This is a genomic window from Glycomyces terrestris, from assembly GCF_003933745.1.
GTDB lineage: Bacteria > Actinomycetota > Actinomycetes > Mycobacteriales > Micromonosporaceae > Glycomyces > Glycomyces terrestris.
In genome coordinates, this window is the sequence record NZ_RSEB01000001.1 from 253256 (window position 1) to 265665 (window position 12410).

The following is a 12410-nucleotide window of genomic DNA, read 5'->3' on the forward strand; positions in this document are numbered from 1 at the left end:
ACTTCCCGGCACACCAAGGCATACCGTACCCCACAGGAACCAACCGGCCATCCGCGCTTCCGGATCCCGACCCCGGACGTTCACGACTGTCGATTGGCGACAGCCGGTCGCCTGCGAAATTGCGGCGGGCCGCCGCCGTGCACGCCGGGCACGGCGGCGGCCGGGGGTTCAGTGCTTCTGCGAGGCGAGCCGGCGCAGCAGCCACCAGGCGAGGCCTCCGGCGTAGAGTGCCCCGGCGGCGAGGTACGGCCACGGATTGCCGCCGTCCCAGATCTCCCAGAAGGCCTTCGCGGGCCAGTACGTGGGGATGGCGCCGAAGGCGATCAGGGCCGGGTGGTCGTAGAAGAACGGCACGAGCGGCAGTCCGAACAGGAGCAGGCCGATCGCGCGGATCAGCGCGAGCGCCTCGACCTTGTTGTGCGCCAGCGCCGCAAGCCCGAACCCGACCGCGGCGGCGTTGAGTCCGCACAAGAGGGTGACGGGGACCGACGCCGCAACGACCTCGGCCTCGATCTGCCCGGTCAGCGCCATGGCGGCCGTCAGCGACAGCGCGGTGGCCGCGACGGTGGTGCCGGCGCGGTACAGCGGGTAGCTCGACGGCGGGGCGGGTGTGACGCGCAGGGCCGCGAGCGTGCGCTGGTCCTTGTCCTCGATGAGCAGGAGCCCGCACACCGCGCCGAGGACCGCGACCGGTCCGATGACGACGAAGGCGCTGAGGACGAGCGCGTGATAGGGCACCAGGTCGAAGCCGTGGTCGCGGTCGAGGTAACGCGTCAACGCGGGCAGGAACCACATCGACGCCGCGTACATGAACGGTCCGGCGGCCACGCCCAGCAGCAGGCTGTCGCGCCGGATGCTGCGCGCATCGTTGCGGCCGTAGGCCGCTGCGACTCCGGCCATGTCAGCGGCCTCCTTCCCCGGCCACGATGTGGCGCAGGAACATCCGGCGGGAGGCCGTCCACAGCACCGCGAGGGCCGCCAGGGGGTAGGCGAGCGCGTACGCCCACTGCCAGGGTTCGAGGTCGACCCGCCCCATCGAAGAGCCCAGGAGCAGGAGCACTCCCTGCGTCGGGATCAGGTAGGTCACCGGGTGCTCCCACAGGCCGGAGTAGTTCAGCAGGGGGACGTTGAGGATCGCGAGGACCCCGGTCGAGGGGATGATCCACTCGCTGATCGAACCGAACGGGGTGGCAGAGATGAAGCTCGAGGTCAGGAACAGCAGCGCGCACAGCACCACGCCGGCCAGGAACGACAGCGGCTCGAACGCGAAGTGGACCGAGGTGAGCGCGATGATCAGCGACAGCACCAGGCTGAGTCCTGCGAGGACGGCCAGCTTCGAGGCGTAGTAGTGCCCGAACCGCACCGGTGAGGTCAGCAGTGCGAACAGCGTCCGCTCGCCGCGCTCGAAGAACACCGCGCCGGCGATGAAGAAGAATCCGACCAGGGCGAGGTCCTCGAAGACGATGTAGACCGCTGCGGTCGCGCGCAGGGGGCCGGGGATGAGGTACACGACCGCCTCCCACAGCAGTGCCGAGAACAGCGCCGCGTACAGCAGGCCGTAGCGGCGCAGCAGGCGCAGGTCCAGACGCAGCGCCTGTGCGAGGACGCCGGTCATGGCAGCTTCCTTCCCGTGACGTCGATGAAGACGTCTTCCAGGTCGGCCTCCTGGCTGTGGACCGACTCGACGGCGGCCTCGCGCAGGAGCGAGCGGAACGCCTCGTCCTCGCCCAGGCCGTCGAGCGGGAAGTCCTTGGCGGCCAGGTCGTCGGAGCCGAGGGCCCGGTAGGTGACGGTCACCGTCCGGCGGCTGCGGGAGAGCTTGTGCTCGGCGGGGGAGGCCAGGGCCGCGATGCGGCCCTTGACCATGAACGCCACCCGGTCGCACAGCTGGTCGGCGGTGGTCATGTCGTGGGTCGTCAGGAAGACGGTGCGGCCTTCGGCCCGCAGTTCGTTCACCATGTCCTTGACGATGCGGGCGTTCGCGGGGTCCATACCGGAGGTCGGCTCGTCCAGGAACAGCAGTCCGGGGCGGTGCAGCAGGGCGCGGACGAAGACCAGGCGCATCTGCATGCCCTTGGAGTACTTGCCGACGCGCACGTGGGCGGCGTCGGCGAGGCCGACCCGCTCGAGGAGCGCCATGGGGTCCTCGGTGGGCCCGTCGTAGAGCGACGCGAAGAACTCGAGGTTCTCCAGGCCGGTGAGTTTGAGGTAGTGGTTCGGGAGCTCGAAGGAGACGCCGATGCGCTGGTAGTACTCGGCTTTCCACGCTGCGGGCTCCTTGCCCCATACGGCGACCGAACCGCCGTGGCCGGTCAGCAGCCCGGTGAGGATCTTCTGGGTGGTGGACTTGCCGGCGCCGGAGGGTCCGAGGAAGCCGAAGACCTCGCCGGCCTCGACGCTGAAGCCGATGCCGCGGACGGCCGGTTCCGCGGCCTTGGGGTAGGTGAAGGTGAGGTCGTCGATGTCGATGACCGGGCTCATCGCCGTCACTTCTTTCGCTGTTCGTACCAGAGGGTTTCGATGTGCTCGTACTGCTCGGCCAGGAAGGTGTACATCTCCTTGGCCTCCTCGAGGCGCCGGCGGGACTCCGGCGGCGCATCGGCGAGGACGTCCAGGCCGCGTTCGGCCTGCTTGATCCACTCGCGCGCCTGCTTGGCCTTCTCGGCGGCCTCGTCGAGCCAGAAGCCGGGCCGCAGCCGCCAGTGGGTGCGGCGGGAGCCGGGGACGGTGACCCGTTCGACGGCGTTGTTGCGCTGGAGCATCCGCATGGCCATGCTCACCGAGCCGCGGCTGACGCCCAGCTCCTCGGCGAGCTGCTCGGGCGACTGATGCGGCGGCTCGCACACCAGCAGCCAACCCAGGATGCGGCCGGGTATGCGCGGCAGGCCGAAGCCTTCGAAATAGGCGCCGATCTCATCGGCGTAGTCGTGCCGGGCGGTGCGCTCCCCGCTCATGCGGACTCCTCTCACTCGGACCACCACAGCCTACCCGGAAATGTCAGACTTTTCAATATTCATTGAAAATATTGAAGATGCTCCAGCGGCTCCTCCTCTGCGGAGGCACCGTCGACGCGCACCTCAGCGGCATCCTCGCCGAACCCGGTTTCAGCGACCGCGCCGCGGCCACCGCCTGGCGTACGAGTTCGGTCTCACGCGGCCTCCGCACCGCCCCGCCGTTCGCCACGAGGGGATTCTGCGAGTGCGCGCCAAGGCCACCTCCCGCCCGCTGCGGCGCTCGTCCTCCGCAACGTCCCCCAAGGCGGTTCGAACCCGAGCCGTCCACCGCGGGGGCCGCATCGGTGGCGAATGCGATCGCCTTGAATGGCCTGCTAGGTCCCTGCCATGATGCGATCGTCGGTGCCCTCGGCAGGGACGACCAGGACCGGGCAGGTGGCATGGTGCAGGCACTTCTGGCTCACCGACCCGACCAGCGTGCCCGAGAAGCCGCCCAGGCCCCGCTGGCCGACCACCAGGAGGTCAGCCCGCCGAGCCTGGTCGAGCAGCACACGGGCGGGATGGCCCTTGACCACGGCCTGGGTCACCTGCAGCGTCGGCCGCCCCGCCGTCGCCTCCCCCACGATCCGCGCCAGCCGCTCCCCCGCCTCGGCCTCGAGATGGTCGCCCGGATACACCGGGACGGGCTTGCCCCAGTTCGTAGGGACCTCCCAAGCCGTGACCGCCCGGACCACCGCACCGGTCCGCTCAGCCTCATCGAGCGCCCAACCCAGCGCGCTGATCGACGACGGCGAGCCGTCGACACCCACCACGATGCCCCCTTCAGGGCCTGCTTCATGCCTCAACTCCGACTCCCCCTTCCCGAATTCACCCTCATCGTCCATCCTGACACCCCGCACCCGGCCCCGACCGACGAACCCGATCCCGCACGACTTCCGATTCAGCCTGGATCCGGGCACAGAATCGATTGCGATCCCGGTGTCCGCGATCACTTCCGAAGCGCTGGTGAACGCAATCGCTAGCGCGGCGCGCCACGCACCCCATGACGCAGACCGCCAGGGTTCAGATCGTCTGCGTGCCGTCCCGGATCACCAGGACCGGACAGCGTGCGCTGTGGACGCATTTCCAGCTCACCGAGCCCAGAAGCACACTCCTCAACTCCCCGCGCGACCGGCTGCCGACTACGAGGAGTCCGGCGTTCGCCGCCTCCTGCACCAGGACCTGAGCCGGATCGCCCTTGACGACGCGCTGTTGCACGGGCACCGCCGGGTATGCGGCGTGAACCTCGGCGACAGTCGCTGCCATGGCTTCGATCGCGGCGGTCTCCCATTCCGCCTCGGGCACCAGCAACCCGCCGGTGGCGTAATCGGTCGGTGCCTGCCACGCGCGGACGGCGATCACGGGGTCGTTCGTGACGGCAGACCGCCTCACCGCCCACTCCAGCGCATGCTGCGACGCCGACGAACCGTCGACCCCGACGACGGTGGCCTTCGGTTCAGCGGGCGAGGTAGCCGCCATCGACATACAGCTCCGATCCGGTGACGAATGCCGCGTCGTCGCTTGCCAAGAACGCGACGCAAGCGGCGACTTCTTCAGGTCTGCCCAGACGACCCATGGGTGTCGCGGCGATCATCGCCGCTTCGAACTCGGTTCCCTTGGCGACGTCCAGCATCGGGGTGTCGATGAATCCTGGATGGACTGAATTGACTCTGACGCCCTCTGTCGCCCAGTGCAGGGCGGCGTTCTTGGTCAAGATCCGCACCGCGCCCTTCGCCGCATGGTAGGCCGGCGAGGTCCCGAACCCGCCGGAGGCGCCGAAGATCGAACTGATGTTGACCACCGAACCGTGCCCCGAGGCCTTGAGTGCTCCACTGGCGGTCTTCATGCCCAGGAAGACCCCGGTCTGGTCGACTGCGATCGTCCGTTCGTAGTCGTCCTTAGACGTCTCCTCAATGGAGGCGAGGTCTCCGACACCGGCGTTGTTGACGAGGATGTGCAGTCCACCGAACTGCCCGACCGCCGCCTCGACCGCCTCCTGCCAGGCGGCTTCGTCGGTGACGTCCAGGTGCCGGTACACCGATCGTCCGGCCTGGTCGGCGACCTCCGCTCCGGCTTCATCGTGCACATCGGTCACCACCACGCTCGCCCCATCCGCGGCGAGACGGAAGGCCGTGGCCTTGCCTATCCCGCTCGCGGCGCCGGTCACGAGGGCGACCCGCCCCTCCAGCTTGCCCATGGTCCCATCCTTCCTTTCACCCCGATTGAAGCACTGGTCGGCGTTTCTTGAGGGGCATGCGCAGAACGCAAGAGGTGGTGGCCTGCCGCCTCGGCCCGATCCCCCGCATCCAGCCTTGAACCGACCCCAGAAGGCCGCCGTCCCTCAGCAGGGAGGCTCCGGACTGGGGCGCGAGTCCCTCTCAGAGCCGGGCATCGGGGTCCCCCGGCACCATCGCTCCCTCACGACGCCGGCGCTGCCCGCGGCGATCCGGATCTCCTGCGCCACGGCGCCCCGCCGACTCAAGCGGCGGGTTTCGACTGCTGCCTTCCAGGGACGACGACGACCGGGCCGTGCCCGTGGGTGATGCAGTACCTGGTCACCGAGCCGATGACCGCCCCGACGAGGCGGCCGCGCCTGCAGTTGCCGACAACCAGCAGGGCTGAATGCCCGGACCGTTCGAGGAGCACGCGCCCGGGCCGTCCCTCCGTGAGCAGCGTGGCGACGCGCACCCGGGGATGCTCGAGCGCGGCCTCGTGCACCGCCTGCTCGAGCTCGCGCCCCATCGCCTTCACGAACTCGGTCGCGGACACCGCGGTCGCATCGGCGCCCGAGGCGAACGGGACCTGCCACGCACGCACTGCCAGCACCGGCGCTCCCGTCAACGCCGCGTACTGCATCGCCCAGTCCAGTGCACCCAGCGACGGCGCCGATCCGTCGACGCCCACGATGATCGCGCTGTCCGAATGCGAACGGCCGGACATCGTGCTCTCCCTTCCTCCAGTCCCCAGCCTCGCCGACGCCGGCGCCGACCGGGAGTGCCGAATGTCCCCTCATTCGAGGACCGATGGGCCCGGCATCCAGAGCGCCGAGGCCGCAGCATCCGTATGGGAGTCGGCGTTCGGCTCCTGGAGGCATCGTTCACGGCGCCGACTGTCCTCTCCCGTGGCGCGCGAGGAGCCACCGAGGCGAAGCGGCCGCAACCCTCCGCCCATACCGGTGCCGCACTCGATGACGGGGCGCTTGCCTCCGCACGTCGAGGCCGCGGCGTGACGACCGGGCTCCTACCAGCCGCCGATGCCCGATTGGGACGGGCGGCCCGCGGCGAACAGCCGCGGCATGTACACCCGCACGGACACCCGCCCCGGATTCCACAGCGGGGAGGCACCGACCTGGAAATCCAGTTCGCGGCGTGCGCGTCTCGCGTTGGGGTCGATGCGCCAGGCGATCTCGTCCGCCGCGGCGTCGGCCTGGCGCAGGGCGAGGTAGGCGAGCTTGACCGGGAAGTCACCGGAGTCACCGGGCGCGAACACGTTCTCGGTGCCCATGACGCGGCTCGTCGCGGGATCGGTCTTGAGGAAGCCCCGCGCGTCGGTGGGCAGTCCGTCGAAGGCGCACGCGGCGACGTGCGGTGGGAAGGTGATCAAGAGGTCGTACTGCTGCGACGTCCCGTCGGTGAACGCCACCCGGTCCGGATGGACGGTGTCGACCTCGACCGCGGTGACCCCCTCGATGCCGCGCGTGGCGAACTCCGAGCGGACTGAGCCGTGGAGGTCGGGGCCGAACGCTTCGAGGTACCGGTCCTCCCAGGTCGTCAGCAGGAGGTCGACACGATCGCGAACCTGTTCAGAGCGCAGCCACTGCTCGAGCAGGAGCACAAGGTCGTAGAGGGGGGCCGAGCACATGTTTCCCGGCGGCACCAGGAACAGGGCCCGCTGGCTGCGGCCGGCGCGGGCGGATTCGGCGAGCCGGTCCAAGGCCGCGCCGAGCGTCCGTGCATGGTCTTCGGTCCACACCGTGTGGGCGTGCTCCGCCAAACCGGGGATCTCGCCGGGCCGCATCGCGGCGCCGGTCGCCAGGACCAGGTAGTCGTAGCGGATCGAGGACCCGTCGGCGAGCTCGATCCGGTTGGCGGCGCAGTCGGTCGCCCCCAGCGGCGACTGGTGCAGGGTGATGTCTCGCCGGGCTGCCGGCTCGGCCAGCGGGACCCGCAGGCGCGGATCGCGGCGGAACGGCACATAGAGGTTGTTCGGTCGGTCCAAGAAGTCCGGGCCGTTGACCACGAGTGCGAGGTCGACCCCGTCGCCGAGGTGCTCGCGAACCGTGAACGCGGTCTCCAGGCCGGCGAATCCTCCGCCGACGACCACCACTCGTGTCGAGCCGCTCATTGCTCCTCCTTCGCCCCGGCCGGCAGGCGGTTCAGGCGGTGCCCGCGAAGACGCCTGTACACCGAAGCCTGCGGGCGCGGGCCCGGATCCCAGGGTATGCGGGCCGGGAGGCCATCGGGGGCAGATCGGCGCAGGCAGCAGAGCGGGCGTGCAAGCGGCCCGTCCGGGCCCGTTTCACGGTCCGGTCGGCGCCGCGCCGCTTTCGACCTCATCGGCGCGTGCCCGGGTTAGAGTCGGACCGGGAGGGACGATGGCGGGTCAGAGGCAGCGAGGCGGTGTCGTGGTGGTGGGTGTGGACGGTTCGCCGTCGTCCCGCCGGGCACTGCGGTGGGGTCTCGAGCAGGCGGAGGCCACCGGCGCGAAGGTCGTCGCGGTTCTCGCCTGGCAGATCCCTCGCCATCTCGGCACCGCCGTCATGGTGATGCCCGGCGCGCAATGGGACGCCGAGGCCCGCAACACGCTGCGGTCGGCCGTCGAGCCCGCCTCCGCCGCGCGGCCGCAGGTGGAGATCGAACAGCGCGTCGTCGAAGGCCACCCGGCGGAAGTCCTGCTGCGCGAGGCCGGGCAAGCGGACCTGCTCGTAGTGGGCAACCGGGGCCTGGGCGGGTTCGCCGGCACCGTGCTCGGCTCGGTCAGTCAGCACTGCGTCCGCCATGCGCCCTGCCCCGTGGTCGTCGTCCACGACCAGACGGGAACGGACCCGGAGAGGAACACCGGATGAGCGGGCAGAAGCAGGAGCGGGTCCTCGTCGGCATCGACGGGTCACCGGCGTCGACCAAGGCGCTGCGCTGGGCGATACGGTACGCCGAGCGCACCGGCGCCGCGATCGACGCGGTCCACGTATGGCAGGTGCCGACGATCTACGGCACTCCGATCGAGCAGGTCCCGGGCGAGAACTTCGCCGAAGCCGGGCAGCGCGCGTTGGACGGCACAGTGGACCAGGAGCTGGGGGGCAGGACGGATCTCGAGGTGCGCCGGGTCTGCCCAGGCGGATACACCCCGAAGGTGCTGGTCGAGCTGTCGAGGGACGCGGACCTGCTGGTGGTCGGCTCCCGCGGTCAGGGCGGCCTGAAAGGGACGCTGCTGGGATCGGTGAGCCTGCGGTGCGTCACCCACGCCGCCTGCCCCGTGGTCATCGTCCGCACCGAGGATTGACAGCGCGCCTGCACCGGCCGGTGCCGCACTCAGGAGCCGTCCGGCTCGCGCCCTTCGAGTCTGGCACGCATCTCGGTGTACGTCGCGGTGTCGATCTCGCCGGAGGCGTACCGCCGGTCGAGCATCTCGCCCGCACTCGCCTGGGCGGTGGCCGGGTCGGCCGCGCCGCGGTCGGTGCCGATCGCTCTGCCGAGCCGGACCACCGCCCAGATCAGCAGGACGAGGACCGCCAGCCAGAAGATCATCATGAAACCGGCCCACCACCAGTCCCCGCCCGACATGGCGTCGAACTGGCCGCAGCGGCCGGGACCGAATCCATTCATCATCGGACTCGCCTCCTTCAGGTCGTGCCTTCAGCTTCCCGCTCGCAGCCGGCCGCTCCCAGAGGCCGACGTCACCGCGGTCCCAAACCAAGGTCCCTGCCCGCGGCGGCCGCCGGGCCGGGGCCCGGCGTGCAGCCTCCTCACTTCGGCAGGGCGACCGCCGCGGCGAGCTCGGACGCCCAGGAGCGGACGTTGTCGAGTTCCCCCGTCTTGAGCGGGCCGAGGGTCCGCTCGACCCTGAAGCTCGCCGGGCTCGCGACGATGGTGAACCCGGCCCGGCGCAGCCGTCTGGTGGCCGCACGGGCCGCGGACCCGGGGAGGTGGTCGACGCGGGTGTCGAAGGCGATCGCCTGCACACCGGGAGCGGTCTCCACTGCGGCCAGCCATTCGCGGACGCCGATCCCGGTCGAGACCAGGCCGGCAGGTGCGATGCCGGCGGCGTCGCTGCGCGAGAGCGGACGGCTGAGCGTGAACCCGTGGGTCGGGGCGCCGACCACCACCAGGTCGACGGACGCGTCGATCGCGGTGGGCGCCTCGCTCACCTCGTGGAGTTCGACGTCCATGTACTTCGCGAGCTCCTCGACGACGACCTTCGCGACCGCCCTCGTGTTGCCGAACATCGATTCGTAGATCACTGCGGCTCGCATGGCGACCGCCTTTCTGACGTGCTTGCTGGCATCGGGAATGATTCGGGGCCCGGTCCTGGTGCCGGAACCGGGCCCCGTGCGGATCCCCGAAAGGACCCGTGCTCTGGTCCGCGACTCGCGCTACCGCGAGTCGCTGCCCTCGATCTGCGCCGCCACGGCGGCCCGGCCCGCCTCGAGGCGGGCGACGGGAACGCGGAAAGGCGAGCAGGAGACGTAGTCGAGCCCGACCCGGTCGAAGAACCGGACCGAGGCGGGGTCGCCGCCGTGCTCGCCGCAGACGCCGACGGTCAGGTCGCGGTTGACCGCCCGGCCCTGCTCGACCGCGGTCGCCACCAGGCGCCCGACGCCCTCCTCGTCGAGGACCTCGAACGGGGAGTCCGCGAAGACACCCTTGGCGAGGTAGACGGGGAAGAAGGAGCTCTCGACGTCGTCGCGGGAGAACCCCCACGTCGTCTGCGTCAGGTCGTTGGTGCCGAACGAGAAGAACGCGGCGTGCTCGGCGATGCGGCCGGCCGTCAGAGCCGCCCGGGGCAGCTCGATCATCGTTCCGATCTCGGCGGCGACCCGCACGCCGGTCTCCGCGGCGGTCTCCTCCAGGACGCGGGTGATCTCGGCGCGCATGAGCTCGAACTCCTCGACGCCGCCGATCAGCGGCACCATGATCTCCGGGCGCGGGTCGCTGCCGGCCTTGATGCGCGCCGCGGCCGCCATCGCGATCGCGCGGACCTGCACGGCCGCCAGGCCCGGCACGGCCAGGCCGAGGCGGACACCGCGCAGCCCGAGCATCGGGTTCTGCTCATGGAGGCGGCGCACGGCCGCGAGCAGGCGGACGTCGGCCGGGTCGGCGTCGCCGCGGGCCTCGGCCAGGGCGACCTTGACCGACAGCTCGGTGAGGTCGGGCAGGAACTCGTGCAAGGGCGGGTCCAGCAGCCGGATCGTGACCGGGAGCCCGTCCATCGCAGCGAAGATGCCGGTGAAGTCGCCCAGCTGCAGCGGCAAGAGCTCGGCCAGCGCGGCCTCGCGCTCCCGGTCGGTGCCGGCGGTGACGAGCCGCTCGATGATGCGCCGCCGCTCGCCGAGGAACATGTGCTCGGTGCGGCACAGACCGATGCCGTCGGCGCCGAAGCGACGCGCGCGGGCGGCGTCCTCGGGGGTGTCGGCGTTGGCGTGGACACCGAGGTGGCGGCGTTCGTCGGCGTAGCGCATCATGCGGGCGACGGCCTGGACGACGGGGTCGGACCGGCGCTGCTCGCGGGTGAGGCGGCCTTCGAAGTACTCCACGACCGGCGGCGGGGCGACCGGGATGGCGCCGGCGTAGACCGCGCCGGTGGCGCCGTCGATCGAGACGGGATCGCCTTCGCGGACGAGGACGCCGCCGGGGGCGGTGAACTGCCTGCGCACGGCGTCGATCCGGAGGTCGTCGGCGCCGACGACGCAGGTCTTGCCCATGCCGCGAGCGACGACGGCGGCGTGGGAGGTCTTGCCGCCGCGGCTGGTCAGGACGCCGGCGGCGGCGATGATGCCCGCCAGGTCGTCCGGGCTGGTCTCGCGGCGCACCAGGATCGCGGGGCCCTCGAAGCGTTCGGCGGCGGCGGCGTCGAAGACGGCCGCCCCGACCGCGGCCCCCGGCGAGGCGGGCACGCCGAACGCGATCGGTTCGGGCTTGGCCTCGGGATCGAACTGGGGGAACATCAGCTGCGCGAGCTGGTCGCCGGTGACGCGGCCGAGCGCCTCCTCGACGCTGATGCGGCCCTCGTCGACCAGCTGCAGCGCAATGCGGAAGGCGGCCGCGGCGGTGCGCTTGCCGATGCGGGTCTGCAGCATCCACAGGCGCCCGTGCTCGATGGTGAACTCGATGTCGCACAGGTCCCGGTAGCGCTCCTCGAGCATCGCCATCGTGCGCCGCAGTTCGGCATAGGAGGCGGGGTCGGTGCGCCCGAGCTCGGCCAGGGGAATGGGGGTGCGCACGCCGGCGACGACGTCCTCGCCCTGCGCCTCGGCGAGGTAGTCCCCGTAGACGCCGGGGGCGCCGGTGGCGGGGTCGCGGGTGAAGGCGACGCCGGTGCCCGAGTCGGGCCCCAGGTTGCCGTAGACCATGGCCATGACGTTGACGGCGGTGCCCAGGTGCTCGGGGATGCGCTCCCGGCGCCGGTAGACGCGGGCGCGGTCGGTGTTCCAGGAGTCGAAGACCGCGCGCACGGCCATGTCGAGCTGCTCGCGCGGGTCCTGCGGGAAGTCGATCCCCGTCGCATCCTGCACGATCCCCTTGTAGACGGCGACGAGGTCGCGCAGAGCGGCCGCGTCGAGGTCGAGATCGCGCTCGGCGCCGTTGCAGCGCTTGGCCTCCTCGAGGGCGGCGTGGAACGCCTCGGCCTCGACGCCCAGCACTGTGGCCCCGAACATCTGGATGAGGCGCCGGTAGGAGTCCCAGGCGAACCGCTCGCCGCCGGCGGCCGCGAGGCCGCGCACGGACCGGTCGTTCAGGCCGATGTCGAGGACGGTGTCCATCATGCCCGGCATCGAGAACTTCGCGCCTGAGCGGACCGACACGAGCAGGGGGTCGCCGGGATCGCCGAGGCGCTTGCCGCGCTCGGCCTCCAGGCGGGCCAGGTGCGCGTCGACCTCCTCGGCCAGGCCGGGCGGGTCGTCACCGGTGGCCAGGTAGCGCCGGCACGCCTCGGTAGTGATGGTGAAGCCCGGCGGGACGGGCAGCCCGAGGTTGGTCATCTCTGCCAGCCCGGCGCCCTTGCCGCCGAGCAGGTCCTTCTGGTCCTTGTCGCCTTCGGCGAACGCGTACACGTACCGGTGCGTCGTTGCGGTCATCGCGATGTCCTTCTCCGTGAGGTGTCCTCTTCGTCCATTGAGCGGCGGAGGCGGTTCGCTGTACAGGGGCCGGACGTCACCCGTCTCCGGGACTTCCGGTCCGCGCCCTGGACCCCGGCTCGGTC

Annotated in this window: 14 protein-coding genes; 2 read left to right on the forward strand and 12 right to left on the reverse strand. The window is 71.1% G+C overall.

The genetic code is table 11. From position 1 onward, the window contains the following. Nucleotides 1-168: 168 nt before the first annotated feature. From EIW28_RS01185 to EIW28_RS01225, 9 genes are all read right to left on the reverse strand, one after another. Nucleotides 169-900, reverse strand: coding sequence for an ABC transporter permease (locus tag EIW28_RS01185; protein ID WP_125245896.1), 732 nt, complete (start codon nt 898-900; stop codon nt 169-171). A gap of 1 nt (nt 901) precedes the next feature. Continuing rightward, entirely contained in the window at nt 902-1615 is a 714-nt protein-coding gene (locus EIW28_RS01190; RefSeq protein ID WP_125245897.1) for a fluoroquinolone export ABC transporter permease subunit, read from the reverse strand. Then, a complete protein-coding gene (locus tag EIW28_RS01195; RefSeq protein ID WP_125245898.1) occupies nt 1612-2481 on the reverse strand; it encodes an ABC transporter ATP-binding protein in 870 nt (289 codons plus the stop codon). The genes EIW28_RS01190 and EIW28_RS01195 overlap by 4 nt, the downstream gene beginning before the upstream one ends. A 5-nt stretch (nt 2482-2486) precedes the next feature. Continuing rightward, nucleotides 2487-2954 (reverse strand): GbsR/MarR family transcriptional regulator, encoded by a 468-nt coding sequence (locus EIW28_RS01200; RefSeq protein WP_125245899.1) that lies wholly within the window; start codon nt 2952-2954, stop codon nt 2487-2489. Nucleotides 2955-3328: 374 nt separating this feature from the next. Further along, nucleotides 3329-3766, reverse strand: a complete 438-nt coding sequence (locus EIW28_RS01205) for a universal stress protein (RefSeq protein WP_197717009.1) — start codon at nt 3764-3766, stop codon at nt 3329-3331. A gap of 250 nt (nt 3767-4016) precedes the next feature. Next, entirely contained in the window at nt 4017-4472 is a 456-nt protein-coding gene (locus tag EIW28_RS01210) for a universal stress protein (RefSeq protein WP_125245901.1), read from the reverse strand. Next, a complete protein-coding gene (locus EIW28_RS01215; protein WP_125245902.1) occupies nt 4450-5190 on the reverse strand; it encodes an SDR family NAD(P)-dependent oxidoreductase in 741 nt (246 codons plus the stop codon). Before EIW28_RS01215 ends, EIW28_RS01210 begins: the two co-directional genes overlap by 23 nt. 281 nt (nt 5191-5471) lie before the next feature. Then, nucleotides 5472-5933 carry a universal stress protein gene (locus tag EIW28_RS01220; RefSeq protein ID WP_125245903.1) on the reverse strand — a complete coding sequence of 154 codons (462 nt, stop codon included), beginning with the start codon at nt 5931-5933 and terminating at the stop codon, nt 5472-5474. A 300-nt stretch (nt 5934-6233) separates the two neighbouring features. Further along, nucleotides 6234-7337, reverse strand: a complete 1104-nt coding sequence (locus tag EIW28_RS01225; RefSeq protein ID WP_125245904.1) for an NAD(P)/FAD-dependent oxidoreductase — start codon at nt 7335-7337, stop codon at nt 6234-6236. Nucleotides 7338-7617: 280 nt separating this feature from the next. Between EIW28_RS01225 and EIW28_RS01230 the strand changes: the two genes are divergently transcribed. Beyond that, nucleotides 7618-8058 carry a universal stress protein gene (locus EIW28_RS01230; protein WP_232013759.1) on the forward strand — a complete coding sequence of 147 codons (441 nt, stop codon included), beginning with the start codon at nt 7618-7620 and terminating at the stop codon, nt 8056-8058. Next, on the forward strand, nt 8055-8492 hold the full coding sequence (locus EIW28_RS01235; RefSeq protein ID WP_125245906.1) for a universal stress protein: 438 nt from the start codon (nt 8055-8057) through the stop codon (nt 8490-8492). The genes EIW28_RS01230 and EIW28_RS01235 overlap by 4 nt, the downstream gene beginning before the upstream one ends. Before the next feature lie 29 nt (nt 8493-8521). Here EIW28_RS01235 and EIW28_RS01240 read toward each other — a convergent pair whose 3' ends face one another. The 3 genes from EIW28_RS01240 to ppdK all read right to left on the reverse strand — a co-directional run bounded on the left by EIW28_RS01240 (nt 8522) and on the right by ppdK (nt 12285). Continuing rightward, nucleotides 8522-8818, reverse strand: coding sequence for an SHOCT domain-containing protein (locus tag EIW28_RS01240; protein WP_197717010.1), 297 nt, complete (start codon nt 8816-8818; stop codon nt 8522-8524). Between the two features lie 137 nt (nt 8819-8955). After that, nucleotides 8956-9462 carry a flavodoxin family protein gene (locus tag EIW28_RS01245; RefSeq protein WP_125245907.1) on the reverse strand — a complete coding sequence of 169 codons (507 nt, stop codon included), beginning with the start codon at nt 9460-9462 and terminating at the stop codon, nt 8956-8958. 120 nt (nt 9463-9582) lie between these two features. Next, a complete protein-coding gene (ppdK, locus tag EIW28_RS01250) occupies nt 9583-12285 on the reverse strand; it encodes a pyruvate, phosphate dikinase (RefSeq protein ID WP_125245908.1) in 2703 nt (900 codons plus the stop codon). Nucleotides 12286-12410 lie beyond the last annotated feature (125 nt).

Coding starts and splice junctions, on each gene's coding strand:
- EIW28_RS01190 (WP_125245897.1), bottom strand. CDS start 1,615: ATGACCGGCGTCCTCGCACAGGCGCTGCGTCTGGACCTGCGCCTGCTG.
- EIW28_RS01210 (WP_125245901.1), bottom strand. CDS start 4,472: ATGGCGGCTACCTCGCCCGCTGAACCGAAGGCCACCGTCGTCGGGGTC.
- EIW28_RS01225 (WP_125245904.1), bottom strand. CDS start 7,337: ATGAGCGGCTCGACACGAGTGGTGGTCGTCGGCGGAGGATTCGCCGGC.
- EIW28_RS01235 (WP_125245906.1), top strand. CDS start 8,055: ATGAGCGGGCAGAAGCAGGAGCGGGTCCTCGTCGGCATCGACGGGTCA.
- EIW28_RS01215 (WP_125245902.1), bottom strand. CDS start 5,190: ATGGGCAAGCTGGAGGGGCGGGTCGCCCTCGTGACCGGCGCCGCGAGC.
- EIW28_RS01220 (WP_125245903.1), bottom strand. CDS start 5,933: ATGTCCGGCCGTTCGCATTCGGACAGCGCGATCATCGTGGGCGTCGAC.
- EIW28_RS01240 (WP_197717010.1), bottom strand. CDS start 8,818: ATGATGAATGGATTCGGTCCCGGCCGCTGCGGCCAGTTCGACGCCATG.
- ppdK (WP_125245908.1), bottom strand. CDS start 12,285: ATGACCGCAACGACGCACCGGTACGTGTACGCGTTCGCCGAAGGCGAC.
- EIW28_RS01185 (WP_125245896.1), bottom strand. CDS start 900: ATGGCCGGAGTCGCAGCGGCCTACGGCCGCAACGATGCGCGCAGCATC.
- EIW28_RS01200 (WP_125245899.1), bottom strand. CDS start 2,954: ATGAGCGGGGAGCGCACCGCCCGGCACGACTACGCCGATGAGATCGGC.
- EIW28_RS01195 (WP_125245898.1), bottom strand. CDS start 2,481: ATGAGCCCGGTCATCGACATCGACGACCTCACCTTCACCTACCCCAAG.
- EIW28_RS01245 (WP_125245907.1), bottom strand. CDS start 9,462: ATGCGAGCCGCAGTGATCTACGAATCGATGTTCGGCAACACGAGGGCG.